Source organism: Hydrogenophaga sp. GW823-FHT04C09, assembly GCF_058796355.1.
In genome coordinates, this window is the sequence record NZ_JBXAIO010000004.1 from 414,127 (window position 1) to 431,891 (window position 17,765).

At 70.3% G+C, this 17,765-nt stretch carries 11 protein-coding genes; 3 read left to right on the forward strand and 8 right to left on the reverse strand.

Features of this window, described 5'->3' with window-relative positions:
* Positions 1 to 14: 14 nt before the first annotated feature.
* Both AC1Q9M_RS14270 and AC1Q9M_RS14275 read right to left on the reverse strand, forming a co-directional pair.
* A complete protein-coding gene (locus tag AC1Q9M_RS14270) occupies positions 15 to 1,256 on the reverse strand; it encodes a Y-family DNA polymerase (RefSeq protein ID WP_444687259.1) in 1,242 nt (413 codons plus the stop codon).
* Between the two features lie 25 nt (positions 1,257 to 1,281).
* Positions 1,282 to 2,433: an alpha-hydroxy acid oxidase gene (locus tag AC1Q9M_RS14275; protein ID WP_492434359.1), complete on the reverse strand. Its 1,152-nt coding sequence runs from the start codon at positions 2,431 to 2,433 to the stop codon at positions 1,282 to 1,284.
* Between the two features lie 162 nt (positions 2,434 to 2,595).
* Between AC1Q9M_RS14275 and AC1Q9M_RS14280 the strand changes: the two genes are divergently transcribed.
* Complete coding sequence (locus AC1Q9M_RS14280) at positions 2,596 to 2,907, forward strand: DUF4124 domain-containing protein (RefSeq protein WP_382321505.1); 312 nt, start codon at positions 2,596 to 2,598, stop codon at positions 2,905 to 2,907.
* Between the two features lie 26 nt (positions 2,908 to 2,933).
* Here the strand turns inward: AC1Q9M_RS14280 and AC1Q9M_RS14285 are convergent, their stop codons facing one another.
* The 6 genes from AC1Q9M_RS14285 to argH form a co-directional block, all read right to left on the reverse strand.
* Entirely contained in the window at positions 2,934 to 3,920 is a 987-nt protein-coding gene (locus tag AC1Q9M_RS14285) for a Bug family tripartite tricarboxylate transporter substrate binding protein (protein ID WP_382321503.1), read from the reverse strand.
* A gap of 34 nt (positions 3,921 to 3,954) precedes the next feature.
* On the reverse strand, positions 3,955 to 5,109 hold the full coding sequence (locus AC1Q9M_RS14290; protein WP_444687257.1) for a mandelate racemase/muconate lactonizing enzyme family protein: 1,155 nt from the start codon (positions 5,107 to 5,109) through the stop codon (positions 3,955 to 3,957).
* 127 nt (positions 5,110 to 5,236) lie between these two features.
* Positions 5,237 to 6,127 carry a LysR substrate-binding domain-containing protein gene (locus AC1Q9M_RS14295; RefSeq protein WP_382155049.1) on the reverse strand — a complete coding sequence of 297 codons (891 nt, stop codon included), beginning with the start codon at positions 6,125 to 6,127 and terminating at the stop codon, positions 5,237 to 5,239.
* Complete coding sequence (gene pbpC, locus AC1Q9M_RS14300; RefSeq protein WP_492434457.1) at positions 6,111 to 8,261, reverse strand: penicillin-binding protein 1C; 2,151 nt, start codon at positions 8,259 to 8,261, stop codon at positions 6,111 to 6,113. Before pbpC ends, AC1Q9M_RS14295 begins: the two co-directional genes overlap by 17 nt.
* Before the next feature lie 2 nt (positions 8,262 to 8,263).
* Complete coding sequence (locus AC1Q9M_RS14305) at positions 8,264 to 14,212, reverse strand: alpha-2-macroglobulin family protein (RefSeq protein WP_492434363.1); 5,949 nt, start codon at positions 14,210 to 14,212, stop codon at positions 8,264 to 8,266.
* Between the two features lie 67 nt (positions 14,213 to 14,279).
* Positions 14,280 to 15,731, reverse strand: a complete 1,452-nt coding sequence (argH, locus tag AC1Q9M_RS14310; protein WP_492434365.1) for an argininosuccinate lyase — start codon at positions 15,729 to 15,731, stop codon at positions 14,280 to 14,282.
* A gap of 147 nt (positions 15,732 to 15,878) precedes the next feature.
* On the opposite strand from argH, the gene AC1Q9M_RS14315 reads away from it, so the two are divergent.
* Together AC1Q9M_RS14315 and AC1Q9M_RS14320 are read left to right on the forward strand one after the other, a co-directional pair.
* Complete coding sequence (locus tag AC1Q9M_RS14315) at positions 15,879 to 16,940, forward strand: sensor histidine kinase (protein ID WP_382155057.1); 1,062 nt, start codon at positions 15,879 to 15,881, stop codon at positions 16,938 to 16,940.
* A 48-nt stretch (positions 16,941 to 16,988) separates the two neighbouring features.
* Entirely contained in the window at positions 16,989 to 17,729 is a 741-nt protein-coding gene (locus AC1Q9M_RS14320; RefSeq protein ID WP_291121688.1) for a LytR/AlgR family response regulator transcription factor, read from the forward strand.
* Positions 17,730 to 17,765: the final 36 nt, after the last annotated feature.

Here is a 17,765-nt window from a genome sequence, read left to right on the forward strand (position 1 = left end):
GCGGCCGCGCGGCCTCAGAACAATTGGGCCGGCTCCGGGGGGCGCTCGGGCTCGGGCGGCACCTCGCCGAGCTTGGCCAGCGAGCCCACGCGCACGCCCAGCAGGCGGATGCGGCGCGTGAGGTCCACCCGCTTGAGGCACAGGCCGGCATGGCGGCGGATGCTGCTCGCGTCGCTGGTGAAATGGGCGATCGTGCTGTCGCGCGTGACGATCTGGAAGTTGTCGTAGCGCAGCTTCACGCCGATGGTCTTGCCCACGTAGCCCTTGCGCTGCAGGTCGTCGGCCACCTGCTCGCACAGCTGGGTGAAGATGGCGCCGAGCTCGGCGCGGTCGCGCACGGCGTGCAGGTCGCGGTCGAAGGTGGTCTCGCGGCTCATGCTCACGGGCTCGCTCTCGGTCTGCACCACGCGCTCGTCGCGGCCCCAGGACACCTCGTGCAGCCAGGCGCCATAGCTCTTGCCGAAGTGCTCGACCAGCCAGGGCCGTTCGCGCTGCGCGAGGTCGCCGATGGTGTGGATGCCGTGGCCCTGCAGCCTGGCATCGGCCTTGGGGCCCACGCCGTTGATCTTGCGGCAGGGCAGGGGCCAGATCAGCGTCTGCAGGTCGTCCATGTGCACGATGCTGATGCCATTGGGCTTCTGGAATTCGCTCGCCATCTTGGCGATCAGCTTGTTGGGCGCCACGCCGAGGGAGCAGGTCAGGCCGGTGGCCTGGAAGATGCTCTTCTGGATCAGGCGCGCCAGCACGCGCCCGCCCTCGCGCTGGCCACCGGGCACGTCGGTGAAGTCGATGTAGACCTCGTCCACGCCCCGGTCTTCCATCACCGGCGCGATCTCGCGGATGGTGTGCTTGAACAGGCGCGAGATGCGGCGCACCTCGTCGAAGTCCACCGGCAGCAGGATGGCCTGCGGGCAGAGCTTGGCCGCTTTCATCAGGCCCATGGCCGAGCCCACGCCGAACTGGCGCGCCGCGTAGGTGGCGGTGGTGGCCACGCCGCGGCCGACGTAGTGTTCCAGCAGGGGAAAGAACTCGATCGGGATGTGGGCCAGGTCCTCGCCGGTCCATTCGCGCTCGGGGTAGGTCTCGCGCAGCCGCGCGAACATGTCGTCCTCGCGCCGCCGCCCGCCGCCGATCACCACCGGCAGGCCCTTGAGCTGCGGGTAGCGCAACAGCTCGACGGACGCGAAGAAAGCGTCCATGTCGAGGTGCGCGATGCGCCGGATGCGGGCCGTGGGAGAGGTCACGGCGGTGAGCATAGCGGCAGTGGTGCCGCCCTCACGGTCAGGTCGGGTACGTGCCCGGCAGCAGGATGCCTTTATCGACCTTCTCGATCTGCGTGTGGCCGCAGAAGGCCATGGTGAGGTCGAGCTCCTTGTGCAGGATCTCCAGGCACTTGCTCACGCCGGCCTCGCCCATGGCCCCCAGGCCGTACAGCATGGGCCGGCCGATGTAGACGCCCCGGGCACCGAGCGCGCGCGCCTTGAGCACGTCCTGCCCGCTGCGGATGCCGCCGTCCATGTGCACCTCGATCTGGCTGCCCACCGCATCCACGATCGCCGGCAGCGCCTCGATGCTGCTTTGCGCGCCGTCGAGCTGGCGGCCGCCGTGGTTGCTCACGATCAGCGCGTCCGCGCCCGAGGCCACGCACAGCTTGGCGTCCTCCACGTCCTGGATGCCCTTGAGGATCAGCTTGCCGCCCCAGCGCTTCTTGATCCATTCCACATCGCCCCAGTTGAGCGAGGGGTCGAACTGTTTGGCGGTCCACTCGCCCAGGCTGCCCATGTTCTCCACGCCGCTCACGTGTCCGACGATGTTGCCGAACTGCTTGCGCTTGGTGCCCAGCATCCCCAGCGCCCAGCGCGGCTTGCAGGCGATGTCGAGGATGTTGGCCAGGGTCATCTTGGGCGGCGCGGTCAGGCCGTTCTTCAGGTCCTTGTGGCGCTGGCCGATGATCTGCAGGTCCAGCGTCAGCACCAGCGCGCTGCACTTCGCGGCCTTGGCGCGGTCGATCAGGCGCTCGATGAAAGCGCGGTCGCGCATCACGTAGAGCTGGAACCAGAAGCCTTCGCCCGCGTGCTGCGCCACGTCCTCGATCGAGCAGATGCTCATGGTGGAGAGCGTGAACGGGATGCCGAACTTGCGCGCGGCGCGCGCGGCCAGGATCTCGCCGTCGGCATGCTGCATGCCGGTGAGGCCGGTGGGCGCGATCGCCACCGGCATCGCCACCTCCTGGCCCACCATGGTGCTGCGCGTGCTGCGGTTCTCCATGTTCACCGCCACGCGCTGGCGCAGCTTGATCTTCTGGAAGTCGGCGTTGTTGGCGCGGTAGGTGCCCTCGGTCCACGAGCCGCTGTCGGCGTAGTCGTAGAACATGCGGGGCACACGCCGCTGGGCCAGGACGCGCAGGTCCTCCACGTTGGTGATCACGGTCATCTCGAAAGTCTCCGGTGTTTTGGGTGTCGTGGCATGTTAGCCGCGCGCCCCGGCCCTCGCTTGTGAAAGCGGGTGGCGCGGCTTTGAAATTTTTGCTGCGGTGCCGCAGCGCTGGGGGGACGGACGGCGGAACCGCCCCCGGGTCGCGGGAGTCCCACCGCCATGAAGCTGAACGCCCTGACCCTTGTCGTCGCCCTGGCGCTGCCCGGCGCGGCCCTGGCCGCCGATGTCTTCCGCTGGGTGGACGAGCGCGGCCAGACCGTCTACGGCACCCAGGTGCCGCCGCAGCACCGGGCCCGGGCCGTGCCGGCCGATGCGCCGCTGCCGCCCGGCACCAGCGCGTGCGAGGCGCGCTGGCACCGCTACCTGGCCAGCGCCGCGTGCTTCGACCAGTACCGCGTGGTCGGCGGCGGCCTCAAACCCGAGGCCTACCGGCGCTGCACCGAGGTGCCCCAGCCCGATCCCTGCACCTGAGCGCGAGCCCGAGTCGGGCCACGGGTTCACTGCGCGGTGATCTTCTGCTCGCGGATGACCTTGCCCCACTCGGCGGACTCGCGCACGATGTCGGCGGCCAGGGGTCCGGCCGGCATGTAGGCCGGCACGGCGCCCTGCTGCGCGGCGATCTGCGCGATGTCCGGCGCTTCCATCACGGTGCGCAGCGAGTCGCTCAGGCGCTCCACGATGGCGGCCGGCGTGCCGGCCGGTGCCAGCACGTACAGGCGCGGCACGGCGGAGAAGCCGGGCAGGGCGTCGGAAAGCGGCGCGATGTCTTCGGCGCCGGCCAGCTTCACCGGGTTCATCACGGCCACGGCGCGCAGCTTGCCTGCCTTGGCCTGGGCGATGGCCGAGGTCGCGCTCACCACACCGAAGGGCACCTGGCCGCTCATCACGTCGGGCACGATCTGCGACGCGCCCCGGTAAGGGATGTGCACGACGAACGTGCGCGCCTGGCCCTTGAGCATCTCGAAACCCAGGTGGTGCACCGTGCCCACGCCCGAGGTGGCGTAGGAGTAGCGGCCGGGGTTGTCCTTGAGCAGCTTCACGAACTCGGCCGGCGTCTTGGCGGGCACCTCGTTGTTCGCCACGATCACCAGCGGCAGGGTGAACACACCCGCCACCGGCGTGAAGGCCTTGATGGGGTCGAAGCTCATGCGCGGCTGCAGGTGCTGCGCGATCAGCAGCGAGCTGTCGCCCAGCATCAGGGTGTAGCCATCCGGCGCGGCGCGCGCCACCGCGTCGCCCGCAATCAGGCCGGCCGCGCCGGTGCGGTTGTCCACCACCACCTGCTGGCCGAGCAGCGTGGACAGGCGCGGCGCGATCAGCCGCGCCATGGCATCGACGCCGCCGCCCGCCGAGTAGCCGACCAGCAGGCGCACCGGCTTGCTGGGCCAGGCCTGCGCCCAGGCGCTGGTGCCGAGGGTCGCGGCCAGGGCCAGGACCAGCGCGGAGCGCCGGCCCAGGGAGAAGCGGTTGTTGAGGTTCTGCATGTCTTGTCTCCGTTTTTATCGTGGGGAATCTTTTTCAGGCCTTGCCGGCACCGCGCGAGCCCGGGCGCCTGGCGAGTTCCGCCAGCCGCTCGGGGTTGGGCTTGAAGCCCAGGCCCGGTGTCTCGGGCAGGCGCAGCACGCCGCGCTCGGGTTTGGGCAGGTCGTCGAAGACCAGCTCGCAGCACTGCACGGCCACCGAGTGGTATTCCACCAGCGAGCCGTTGGCCAGGCCGGCGTGCAGGTGCATGTTGTGGTGCGGCCAGGCGCCGCCGTTGGCGAAGCGCGTGTTGAAGGCCGCTGCCATGCCCGCGATGCGGCTGCACTGCGTGAAGCCGCCGCTGATGCAGGCGTTGGGCTGCACCACGTCCACCGCCTGCGCGACCAGCATGTCGCGAAAGCGCGAGGCCAGGCCTTCGTTCTGTCCGGCGGCCAGCGGGATGGACGTCTTGGCGCGCAGGCGCGCGAGGTTGGGAATGTCGTTCTGCGACACCGGCTCCTCGAAGAAGCTGATGTCGTAGGGCTCCACCTTCCTGGCCAGCGACAGCGCGTGGAAGTAGTCCAGGCTGCAGTTGGCGTCGATGTAGATCTGCACGTCCGGCCCCACCGCCTCGCGCACCGCGCGGATGCGCTGCACGTCTTCGGCGATCACCTGGTCCAGCGGGCGGGGCTCGTCGCGCCGCTGCAGCGCGTGGTGGCCCACCGTCATCTTCAGGCGCGAGAAGCCCCGGCCCACCCACTCGCGCGCAGCGGCGGCGAGCTCGTCGCGGTCGAAGAAGTTGAAGCCGAAGGTGGCGTACACCGGCACCTCGGCGCGCGCGCCGCCGAGCAGGCGCCAGCAGGGCTCGCCCAGCGCCTGGCCCTTGATGTCCCACAGCGCGAGGTCGATGGCGGCGATGGCGTGGCTGGCGTAACCCGACTGGCCGCGCGGCGTGAGCAGCCAGTAGAGGCGCTCCCAGACCTGCTCGTGGCGCATCGGATCCATGCCCACCAGGTGGTGCGCGGCGATGTCGTTGACGATGCTGCCGATCACCTCTTCCTCGGTGATGGCGGTCATGCCGGTGCCGATGAGGCCGGTGTCGGTTTCGATGGTGACGAGGCAGACCGAGAGGCTGGTGGTCTGGCTGCGGCTGGGGGATTGCACGGTGACGGGCAGGTTCAGCGGCGTGGCGCTGACGCGGGCGATTTTCATGAAGTCTCCGGCGCGGCCGGGGCGGCGGCGCTTGTGTTGTGGGGTCTGGGGGCCAGTGTAGGAACGGCCCCGCGTGGGCCGCAATGGCGTGCGGCAAAGGCCGCTTTCGCGTTTCGCGAAAGCCCGATCAGCGGGAGGTCAGTGCGCGGATCAGCGTGAGCGCGGCCGGTGCCGGCGGCGCGTCGGTGCGGGTGGCGATGTGGTGGGTGCGCCGCGCCCAGGGGTCGGACAGCGGCACCGCCGCCAGCGGCAGGTGCGCCAGCTGGGGCGCGATCGCCTCCAGCGGCAGCACGCCCACGCCCAGGCCGGCGGCCACCATGCGGCACACGGCGTCGAAGCCGCGCATGCGCATGCGCACGTGCAGCGGCTGGCCCGCGTCGGCGGCCGAGGCGAGCAGGCGGTTGGACAGGGCGGTGCCGTCGGTGAGCGTGATGAAGGGCTCGTCCAGCGCGTCGGCCAGCCGCAGCCGGCGGCGCGTCGCCAGGCGGTGCGAGCGCGGCGTGAGCAGCACCAGGGTGTCGCTGAAGAAGGGCGTGAAGGCCAGGCCGGCGGGCGGCACGGGCAGGTCCACCACGCCGAAGTCGGCGCGGCCTTCGATCAGCGCGAGCGGGATCTCGGGGCTGCCGCGCTCCTCCAGGTCGATGCGGATCAGCGGGTGCGCCTTCATGAACTGCGCCAGCCGCTGCGGCAGCACCTCGAGCAGGGCCGAGGTGTTGGCCAGCACGCGCACATGGCCTTGCAGGCCCTCGCTGTAGCCGCGCAGGTGCTGGGCCAGCCGGTCGGCGTCGGTCAGCAGCGCGCGGCTGCGCTGCACCAGCATCTGGCCCGCCGGCGTGAGCTGCACGCCGCGCGACGAGCGCTCGAACACGCGGAAGCCCAGCGACTCCTCGAGCGCCGTGATGCGCGAGCTGGCGGCGGCCACCGCCAGCTGCAGGCGTTCGCTGGCGGCGCTGATGGAGCCGAGGTCGGCCGCCGCCACCACGACGCGCAGGGTGCTCAGGTCAATGGCTTCTTGCATGCTCTTTCACTCCCGCGCCGCGCACCTCGAAACGCACCTCGTCCAGCACCGTGCCGCGCGCATCGGTGAGTTGCATCACATGCCGGCCCGGCCAGGGCAGCCACTGCAGCCGGGTGCCCTGGCCCAGGGGCTTGCCGTCCAGGCGCCAGCGGCCGCCCGCGCCACTGGCCACGAAGCTCAGGCGCTGGCGGTTGGGCGGGATGTCCGGGTCCAGGGCGACGATGGTGCCCGGAGCCGGGCTGCGGATGCGCAGCGCGCTGCCCGGCGCCCTCGCCGGGGCCGGCGTGTCCATCGCGAAGCGGGCCTGCTCGGTGCCGGCGAGGAACCATTCGCTGCGCGCCGCTTCCAGCGGCCGCGCGCCATCCGTGCCTTCGAACGAGGCGCGCGCCTGCACCAGGCCGGCCGGTGGCCGCGGCGCGCGGCTGGGCGTGTGGGCGTGCAGGTGCTGCATGACGGTGGCCCAGACGGGTGCCGCGCCGCTGGTGCCACTCACATCCCACATCGGCGCGCCGCTGGCGTTGCCCACCCACACGCCGACGGTGAAGCGCTCGGACCAGCCCACCGCCCAGTTGTCGCGCATGTCCTTGCTGGTGCCGGTCTTCACGGCGGCCCAGAAGCGCGTGGCCAGGATGCTGTCCGTGCCGAAGGTGCGCGCGCGCGCGTTGCTGTCGCTCAGGATGTCGCCCACGATGAAGGCGGCGCGCGGGTCGATGGCCGGCGCGGCCTGCGGCGGCGAACCCACGGGGCCGTGGCGCCCGCCGTTGGCCAGCGTGCGGAAGGCGTTCGTCAGCGCGAGCAGCGGCACCTCGGCGCTGCCAAGGGCCAGGCTGTAGCCGTAGTAGCCGGCGGGCTCGCGCAGGGGCAGGCCGAGCGCGCCAAGCTGGTGGTGAAACGCGTCGGGCGAGACCATGACCAGCGCGCGCACCGCCGGCACGTTGAGCGACGAGGCCAGCGCGGTGCGCGCGGACACCCAGCCTTTGAAGCGGCGGTCGTAGTTCTGCGGGATGTAGAGGCCGCTGGTGGTGGGGATGGCGGCGGGCGAGTCCTCCAGCAGGGACGCGGCCGTCATGCGCCGCTCGGCGATGGCCTGGGCGTAGAGGAAGGGCTTGAGCGTGGAGCCGGGCTGGCGCGGCGCCGTCACGCCGTCCACCTCCGACGCGGCGCTCAGCTCGCCCGAGGAGCCGACCCAGGCCAGCACCTCGCCGCTGGCGTTGTCGAGCACGACCAGCGCACCGTCCTGCACGTGGCGGCCCTTGAGCTCGCGCAGGTGGCGCTGCAGCGTCTGCACGGCGAAGCGCTGCAGCGGGGCGGACACGGTGGAGCGCACCGTCTGCGCGGGCCCGGCCGCCAGCACGCGCCGGGCGTGGTGGGGCGCGATGCCTTCGCTGGCGGTGAATTCGCGGCCTTGCAGGGCAATGGTGGTCAGGATCTTCATTTCGCCGCAGTCCACCGGCGTGCCGGCCTGCATGAGCTGGAGCACGCCGCAGGCGCGCTGCGCGACCTGCGCGGGTTTCGCGTTGGGTGCGCGCACCAGGGCGGCGGCCACGGCGGCTTCGCGCTCGTCCAGACCGTGGGCGGCCTTGCCGAACAGCGTGCGCGAGAGCGCATCGATGCCGACCAGTTCGCCCCGGAACGGCACGAGGTTGAGGTAGGCCTCCAGGATCTGGTCCTTGCGCCAGCGCCGCTCCAGCTGCTGCGCGGCCACCGCCTGGCCGAGCTTCTGCGTCAGGCGGCGGCCGCCCGCGCCGCGCTGCAGCTCGCCATCGGGCTCGTCGAGCAGGGCCGCCAGCTGCATGGTGATGGTCGAGGCGCCGCGCGTGCGGCTGTTCCAGAGGTTGCCCCAGGCCGCGGCCGAGACGGCGCGCCAGTCCACGCCGCTGTGTTCGTGGAAGCGCTTGTCCTCGCTGAGCACCAGGGCCGTGCGCAGCGCGGGCGACACGTCGGCCAGCGCGATCCACTCGCCCCGGCGCACCTGGTGGTCGATGCGCACGCGCTGCAGCAGCTCGCCCTGGCGATCGAGCACCCGCGCCTCGGACGAGCGCCAGCCGGCGTGCACCTCGGCGAAGCTTGGCAAGGCCTGTGCCGGCAGCGCCAGGCCCAGGCCGAGCGCGGTCGCCGCGAGCGCGTGGCGCAGGTTCACCGCACGGCCTCCACCTTCACGCGGGCGTTCGGCGTTTCGCCGAACATCTCGGGCGCGTACATCGCCTCCACGCGGCTGGGCGGCAGCGAGAACTCGCCGACGTTGTTCAGGCGCACGGTGTATTCCATCTTGAACACGCCCTTGGGCACGTACTCGTAATAGCTGCGGTAGGCCTCGAAGCTGCGTTCCTCGAAGGCCGGCCAGGCGTTGCCGGTCGGGCTCTTCTGGCCCGAGGTCGCGATCTGCGAATCGCGGCCCAGCCCGCCGCCGAGGATGGTCGCGCCGCCCGGGATCGGGTCGGTGACCACCACCCAGGTCATGTCGGCGGAGGCGTTGACCTCCAGCGCCACGCGCCACACGTCGCCGCGCGTGTGCGTGCCGCTCACGGCCTGTTCCACCGGCGTGATGCTCTTCTTGATCGTGTAGCCCGCGCTGAACGGCGCCTTGAGCGGGACGGCGGCGAGGGACTGCAGCGTGAGCCAGGGCTTGCCGCTGCCCTGGTGGGCCACGCTCAGGGTGCCCTTGCCACCGTCGGCCAACCAGGGCAGGAAACCGGTGTTGTTCTTCAGGTTGCCCGGGCCGGCGGGGGCGCCGAACCAGGTCGTCTGGTTCGGTGCGCCGAGTGCATCGGTGGTTTTCACCCGATCGACCTTGGCCCAGTCGATCGCGGCGGCACCCGTGCCCAGGGTGGCGCGCGTCGTGCCCGCGACGGGGGTGGCCTCGAACCTGGCCGAGAACTTCTCCAGCGCCAGGCCGCCCCAGAGGTTGGCGGTCGTCGTGTGCCAGGCGCCGCTTTGCTGGCGGCCGATGAAGCCGCTGGCCAGCCGGCCCATGTCGTCCTGCCAGGCCGGGTCGTTCATGACGGTGAGCATCAGGCGCGCGGTGTTCACGTCGCCGTTGGCCATGAGCCACCACCAGTAGTCGTCCTGCTCGGTGCTGAACACCAGCTTCGTGCCCTGGAAGCTCAGGCGCGCGCGCAGCACCTGCATGGCCTCGGCCAGGCGCTGCTCGCGCTGCGGCACGTCGCTCACGCGCTGGAGGATGTTGACCCAGTCGATCACCGCGCTGGTGGGCCACTGGTTGGGCGCGAGGGTGACGCTGCCCAGCATGCGGCCGCGCGCCTTGCCGTAGCGCGAGAGGGCCTCGATGGCGGCGAGTTTGCGCACGTCCAGGTCCTTGCGCGGGCTCCAGAACTCGCGCGAGATGCGGCCTTCGACAAACGCGATCAGGCCGCGCTCCATCGGCGCGCGGACCTCGTCCGGCAGGCCGAAGGCCGGGTCGATGGTGGCCGCCTCGTGCGTGGCCGCCAGCAGGTAGGCCGTGAGGATGTCGCTGCCGCGGTTGGCATCGCCTTCGCGCGGCGGGAAGTAGTTGGCCAGGCCGTCGGCGTCGAGGTAGTTGGGCAGCTGCGCCACCACGCCCTGCCAGAGCCTGGCGTCGCGCAGGCCCACGGCCTTGCTGGTCTTCTGCTCCAGGCAGACGAAGGGGTAGTTGGCGAACCAGTCGCGCACGCCGGGCAGGCCTTCGGCCAGCTTGGGCTGCAGCGCGAGCTTCAGGCCGCCCCGGCCCGGCAGCGCGCCGGCTGGCGGCGCCACGTCGAGGTGGAACGCGCCATCGACCTGCACCAGCGTGGCCTGTTGCACCGCCAGCGGCACGGCGGGCACGATGCGCTGCCGGGCCTTGAGCGCGTCCTTCGCGCCACCCAGCGTGTCCTTCGCTTCGATCTCCCACAGGATGGCCTCGGCGCGCGTCTGCGTGAGCTGTGCGGGCGCGGTCACCGTCCAGGCGACCTCGCGCGCCTCACCGGCCGGGATGTCCACCGTCTGCGGCGCGAGCTCGAGCAGCGTGGCGCGCGGCGACACGGCCACCTTCATCGCCTTCTGGGTGGTGTTGCGCAGGGTGAGCTGCGCGCGGAACTGGTCGTCCTCGCGCACCAGCGGCGGCAGGCCGCTGATGATCTGCAGGTCCTGCGTGGCGCGCACGCTGGTCTGACCGGTGCCGAAGAGGCCGGTGCCCAGGTCGGCCACGGCGACGATCTGGAAGGTGGTGAGCGCGTCGTTGAGCGGCACCGTGACGACGGCCTGGCCCTTCGCGTCCAGCGTCACCCTGGGGTTCCAGAGCAGCAGGGTGTCGAGCAGTTCGCGCGCGCCGCTCTTGCCGCCGCCGCCACCGGCCGGCACCGCCTTGCGGCCGTAGTGCCGCCGGCCGATGATCTCCATCTGCGCGGTGGACGTCTCCACGCCCCAGGCGCGTTGCTGCAGCATGGCGTCGAGCAGGTTCCAGCTGCGGTTGGGCATGAGTTCCAGCAGGGCCTGGTCCACCGCCGCGAGCGCCACTTCCGCGTTTGCCGCCGGCTGGCCGTTGGGCAGTTTCGCGCTGATGGTCACCTTCGCCTGACCGCGCACCGGGTAGGTCTCCTGGTCGGCCTTGACGCTCACATCGAGCTGGTGCGCCCGCGTGCCGACGCGGATCTCGGCCAGGCCCAGGCGGAACGCCGGCTTGCTCAGGTCCACCAGCGCGGTCGGCGCCACGTACTCGCGGCCCTCGTACCAGAACGAGGTCCACCACTCGCGCGGGGCTTTGTAGCCCCAGGTGAAGAACGAGTACCACGGCACCTCGCGCAGCCGACCGCGCAGGGCCAGCACGCTCACGTACACGTTGGGGCCCCAGCCTTCCTGGATCTTCAGTTGCACCGTCGGGTCCTGCCCGTTGAGCTGGACCACCTGCGATTCGAGGATGCCTTCGCGCTCCACCGTCAGCAGCGCGGTGGCGAAGCGGAACGGCATGCGCACCTGGAACTTCGCGGTCTCGCCGGGCTGGTAGCTCTTTTTCTCGGGCAGCAGGTCGATGCGGTCGTGGTTCTCGCCGCCGAACCAGAGCTCGCCCTGGCGCGTGACCCACACCGAGCTGGCGGCCTGGATGCTCAGGCCCGCCGCGTCCTGCGCGGTCACGATGAGTTCCACCTCGCCCGGTTCGCCGAGCTTGGTTTCGCACAGCAGCAGGCCGCGCGCGTCGCTCTGGCCGCTGCAGACCGTACCGAGGTCCTTGGTCTGCGTCTGGTTGTCGTAGGTGTAGAAGCCGCCCACCATGCGCTTGCGGCTGGTGGTGGTGATGTGGGCCACGGCCTTCACGCTCAGCGCGACCTTGGCCGCGGGCTTGCCCGCCAGGTCCAGCGCCAGCGCCTGGAACTTGATTTTCTGGCTGGCCGACACCCAGCCTTCGGTCTTGATGCCCGCCACCACGTTCGCCGGCCACACGGTGGACACGCTGCGCAGCGTCTGCACCTCGCCGTTCGGGTCGGCGTAGGTGGCCTCCAGCAGCAGTTCCTGCGGCTGAGGGGCGGTGGGCACCTGCTCGATGGTGAGCGCGCCCGCGCCGTTGCGGTCCAGCGTGACGGGCAGTTTGTCCGCGATGACGCGCTGGTCCTGCGAGGCGGCGGCTTCTTCCTCGCCGTCTTCATGCCCCGGCGCGCCGTCCGCGCGGGGCGGCTGGAAGCTGAAGCCGTCGAAGTCGCGGAAGCTCAGGGCCTTGTCGCGCACCAGGGCCGAAACGCGCACCGGCAGGTTGGCCGCGCCGCCGCCCGAGACGTAGCTGACCTGCAGCTGGGTCGGCACGGTCTTCACGTTGACCAGCGCCTGGTTCGCCTGCGGCGCGATGCGGCCTTCGAGCACCGGCAGCCGGAACTCCTCCACGCGGAATTCACCGCTGCTGTACTGGCGCTGGCGCTCGTCGGCGCTCTTGAGCACGACCTCGTAGTTGCCCAGCTTGGCACCGGCCGGCACGGCAAAGCTGTTCTCCGCGCTCTGGCCGCCCGTGGCCGTCTTGCGCCAGGCCACGGGCTGCGTGAACTGCTGGCCGCTGCCGGTGTGCGTGATCACCAGGGTGTCGGGCAGGGTTTCCGGCAGGCCGAAGCCCTGGCTGGTTTCGGTGCGGATCAGGTGCTTCATCGACACCGTCTCGCCGGCGCGCAGCAGCGTGCGGTCGAACACCGTGTGGGCGCGCGCGTCCGGGCGCGGGTCGCGGCTGGTCGGCACGTTGAAGCGCCAGGGCTCGATGCCCCGGTACCAGTCGCTCCAGGTGAAGGCCATGTCCTCCGTGGCGCCGTCCTTGAGCCGCGCGCTGACGAAATAGGCCTGCGTGCTTTCACCGTCCCCGCTGTTGCAGCGCGGTGCTTGCGGCGGCACGCCCTTGAGCTCGGCCACACCCTGGGCGTTGGTGGTGGCCGTGGCCACTTCCTTGCCGGCGCAGTCGGACACGCGCACCAGGGCGCCCGCGGCGGGTTTGCCCTTGTCCAGCGTCGTCACCCAGGCCAGCGCGTTTTCGCGGCCCAGCTTGAAGTGCACGCCCAGGTTGGTCACCAAGGCGGAGGTGCGCACGTACATCGTGCGCGAGCCGCCATAGCGTGCGTCCAGCAGGGCGCCACCCAGGGCAGGCGAGGCGATCTCCACGACGTGGAAGCCCGGCGTGAGTGGGATGCCGACCACCTCGAAGGGGCGCGGGTCGCTGGCGGCGGGTTGGGGCAGGCTCATCGCCTTCACGCCGGCCTGGCCCTTGAGCAGCGACACGGCGCGCGACTCGACCCAGCGCTTGTCCCGGTCTTCCAGCACCTTGGGCAGCGGGCCCACCGTGTCGGCCTGCGCCTGTTTGCGCGAGACGTTGAACTGGTCGTAGCGCTGCAGCTTGCGGAACCAGGCAATGATCTCCGCGTCGGTTTTGGGCTGCAGGTCGTTCACCTGGCCGGGGCTGAGGCCTTGCACCTGCAGCGCGGCCTCGACGTTGCGCAGGGTCACGGGCAGCAGCGGGGTGCCGCCGGGTTCGGCGAAACGTTCGACGATGCCGAAGGGCGAGGCGGCGAACTTGGCCAACGGGGGCATGGCGCCCGTGGCCACCGGCAGCGGAAAGCTGTCGGCATTGACCGGTGTGCGGCCGGCGTCGTCCTTGAAGTTCTTCGGCAGTTCGATGGTGAACGCGGCCTGCTCGGCGAAGGGCGGCTTGAACGTCAGCTCGGTGACCACGCTGTCGCCGTCGGCGTTCTCTTCTTCGAACACCGGCTTGTGCGTCTGCTGGGCCGACTTCAGGCGGATGCCCTCGGCCTGCTTGCGCGGCACGGGCGCGCTGAAGTTGAGCGTCATCGGCCGGATCGGCAGGCAGGCGGCCTGAGCGTTCTCGCGCTCGCAGCTGAAGCCGACCGTCAGGGCCTCGCGCACCTGGAAGTCGAAGCGCTTCTCCACGGTGTTCGCAATGCCCGAGGGTGTGGCCACGCCCTTGCCGTACACGAGGGAGACCTTGGTGTCGGGCGTGAAGCGGCGGTTGCACGAGAGCGTCACATAACGCTGCGGCTCCTTGTCCGCCAGCTTGTCCCAGCCGTTGGCTTTCAGCAGCTCGCCGCGGTCCTTGCCTTCGATGAGCCGGATCGGCACCCGCTCGCCCAGGCCCTCGACCGCGCACCACACCTGGGACTGCAGGCTGGCCGCCGTCGCCGCGCCGTTGAGCCGCAGCACGAAATACTGTTCTTCGTCGATGCGCGACGAGGGGCCCGGGCGCACCTGCTGCACGAACGGGCCGCCGGTGTTGAAGCCGGTGCGGGTCACGGGCAGTTCCAAGCCCTTGGGCGACTTGAAGCCGCTTTTCACCTGCACTGTGCAGTTCACGCCGGGCGGCAGGTCGTTCTCGAACTCGAAGGCCCATTCGCGGTCGCTGGTCCAGCGGCCGTTGCCCCGGGTGGCCTGGGCGTCGCTGCAACTGAGCGACACGGGAGCGGGGGCTTTGGCGTCGCCGAAGTTGACGGCGCTGTCGTTGAACTTGACGACCACCTGGCGCACCCGGGCCACTTCGCCCTGGGGTGAAACGCTGGTGATCTGCAGCGCGGACGCGGGCAGGGCGATGGCCAGCCACGCGGTGGCGGCAAAGCGGAGCGGGATGTTGTTTTTCAAGGCTTCCTCCATGGCAGACGCCAAGGGTAGCTGAAAGCCCGCCGCCGCCCGTGTGCCCGCCGTGGCGGGCCGAGGGGTTTCAGCCCAGGCGCTTGCGGTGGCGCGCGATCTGCGCCAGCACCTGGACCGGCGCGGTACCGCCCAGGGTGTTGCGCGCGTTCAGGCTGCCGCGCAGGCTCAGGCACTCGTACACGTCTTTCTCGATCGAGGCGTTGAAGCCTTGCAGCACGGTCAGCGGCAGCTCGGACAGGTCGCAGTTGTGCGAGACGGCGGCCTTGACGGCGTGCGCCACCGTTTCGTGCGCGTCGCGGAAGGGCAGGCCCTTCTTCACCAGGTAGTCGGCCAGGTCGGTCGCCGTGGCGTAGCCCTTCTTGGCGGCTTCTTCCATCGCCACGGCGTTGACGGTGATGCCGCCTTCCTTGGTGCCCGTGGCCGGGTTCAGCTGGCCGCCCACCATCTCGCCGAAGATGCGCAGCGTGTCCTTGAGCGTGTCCACGGTGTCGAACAGCGGCTCCTTGTCTTCCTGGTTGTCCTTGTTGTAGGCCAGCGGCTGGCCCTTCATGAGCGTGATCAGTCCCATGAGGTGGCCGACCACGCGGCCGGTCTTGCCGCGCGCGAGCTCGGGCACGTCGGGGTTCTTCTTCTGCGGCATGATGGAACTGCCGGTCGTGAAGCGGTCGGCGATCTTCACGAAGCCGAAGTTCTGGCTCATCCAGAGAATGAGTTCCTCGCTGAAGCGGCTGATGTGCACCATGCACAGGCTGGCCGCGGCGGTGAACTCGATCGCGAAGTCGCGGTCGCTCACGCCGTCCAGGCTGTTCTGGCACACCTGCGGCTCGCCGCGCTCGTCCACCATGCCCAGGGTGCGCGCCACGCGCTCGCGGTCCAGCGGGTAGGTGGTGCCGGCCAGCGCGGCGCTGCCCAGCGGCAGGCGGTTGGTGCGGCGGCGCACGTCGGCGAAACGCTCGGCATCGCGCGAGAACATTTCCACGTAGGCCAGCAGGTGGTGCGCGAAGCTCACCGGCTGCGCCACCTGCAGGTGGGTGAAGCCGGGCAGGATCACGTCCACGTTCTTCTCGGCCACCGCCACCAGCGCGGTCTGCAGCTCGTCGAGCAGCGGGACGATGAGGTCGATCTCGCCGCGCAGCCACAGGCGCACGTCGGTGGCGACCTGGTCGTTGCGGCTGCGGCCGGTGTGCAGGCGCTTGCCGGCGTCGCCCACGAGCTGGGTCAGGCGGGCCTCGATGTTGAGGTGCACGTCCTCCAGGTCGAGCTTCCACTCGAACTCGCCGGACTCGATCTCGGCCGTGATCTGGGCCATGCCGCGCTGGATGGCCTCGAGGTCGGCGGCACCGATGATGGCCTGGTGCGCCAGCATCTCGGCGTGGGCGAGGCTGCCGGTGATGTCGGCTTGCCACAGGCGTTTGTCAAAGAAGACGCTGGCGGTGTAGCGCTTGACCAACTCGCTCATGGGCTCCGAGAATAGGGCGGACCAGGCTTCGGATTTTTTGTCGAGTTGGTTGGTGGACATGGTGTTACCAGCGGCTGGATGGAAAAAGGAAGGAGCGCGAGTGCGCCAGGGATGGGGCTTGGGGCAGTGGGCCCTGGGCCGGTTGGCGGCGCGGCAGACCCCTGTAGAGGCCCTCACGGGGCCGACCCGAAGACGGATGTGCTTCCCATGAAAGATTCCAGAATTTTATCGAGCTTCCAGGAACTGGCGCATGCCGCGGGTGCGCGCCCGATCGCGGACATGCCCGAGGACCTGCGCGCGCGGGTGCAGGTGTTCGACACCTGCCAGGTCGGCACGGTGCTGCGCGCGGTGCTGTTCGTGCAGGCCATCGTGGCGGTGGCGGCCCTGTTCGGCGCCCAGACCTTCATTGCCTGGGTCACGCAACTGGCCATCTACACCGGCGCGGCCTTGCCCGCCGTGCTGGCCTGGCTGCTGACCGTGTGCGGCCTCAAACGCCAGCTGGGCCTGCTGCCGATTCCGGGCCAATGGGCGGCGGCGGTCGGGTTTGGCGCGCTTTCGGGGCTCTACGGTTGCGGCCTGCTGGTCTGGATGGGCCTGGTGGAGCCCTCGCCCTGGCTGGCCAGCGCGGCCTCGGGCGCGCTGGTGTCGGCGGTGCTGGTGGCGGCGCTGATGTGGCGTTCCAAGGCGCGCGGACCGGCCGGCGCCACGGCCCGCCTGGCCGAGCTGCAGGCGCGCATCCGGCCGCATTTCCTGTTCAACACGCTCAACAGCGCGATCGCGCTGGTGCGCGAGGAGCCGGCCAAGGCCGAAAACTTGCTTGAAGACCTGAGCGAGCTGTTCCGCCACGCGCTGGCCGACGCCAAGGAGGCCGTGCCGCTGTGGCAGGAGCTGGAGCTGGCCGAGCACTACCTGGCCATCGAGCAGGTGCGCTTCGGCGAGCGGCTGAAGGTGGAGTGGAGCGTGGACGACACGGCGTCCAAGGCCAAATTGCCTCCCCTCATCCTGCAGCCGCTGGTGGAGAATGCGGTCAAGCACGGGGTGGAGCCCAGTGCCAGCGGGGCGGTGGTGCGCATCAGCACCCAGCGCCGGGGCAGTGTGGTGGTGATCAAGGTCACCAACACCGTGCCGGCAGGCAGTGGGCGGCGGGGCAATGGTCTGGCATTGGACAATGTGCGCCAGCGCCTGACGCTGTTGCATGATGTACAAGGGCGCTTTCAGAGCGCCTTGGTGAATGGCGTGTTTCAGGTGAGACTTGAAATACCGGTATAAGCGGGGTTTGAATGAACCCCCGAACCGGATCTGGCAACGGAGCGTGACATGGCACTGAAGGTACTGATCGTTGACGATGAAGCGCTGGCGCGATCCCGGCTGCGCACGCTGTTGGGCGAATGCACCGAGCCACGGGCCGATGTGGTGGGTGAGGCGTCGAACGCGGTGCAGGCGATGGAGCAGATCCAGCGCACGGGTTGTGACCTGGTGATGCTGGACATCCACATGCCGGGCGTGGACGGCATGGCGCTGGCGAGCACGCTGCGCCAGATGGCGGCGCCGCCGGCGATTGTGTTCGTGACGGCGTATGCCGAGCATGCGGTGCATGCGTTCGAGCTGGAGGCGGTGGATTACCTGACCAAGCCGGTGCGGCGCGAGCGTCTGCAGCAGGCGTTGCAGAAGGTGATGAAGCAGCGCAGCGCGGGCGAGGGTGTGCAGGACGGGGGTTTGCCCGAGAGCCTGATCATTCAGGAGCGGGGCCGCAGCGAGCGGGTGGCCCTGGCCGATGTGATCTACCTCAAGGCCGAGTTGAAATACATCACCGTGCGCACGGCGGACAAGGAACACATCTTCGACGGCGCTTTGAGCGATCTGGAACAACGCTATGCCCACCTGTTCGTGCGGGTGCACCGCAATGCGCTGGTGTCGCGCCGGGCGGTTCGCGCGGTTGAGAAGCACAACGATCCGGTCGAGGGCGAGGGCTGGATGGTGCGGCTCGATGGGGTCGAGGAACGCCTGGCCGTTTCTCGCCGTCAACTGGCGGCGGTTCGTGAAGCGCTCATGAGCTGAGCTTCTTTCGTTGGCGTTGCTCCGGTCGCCAGCGGC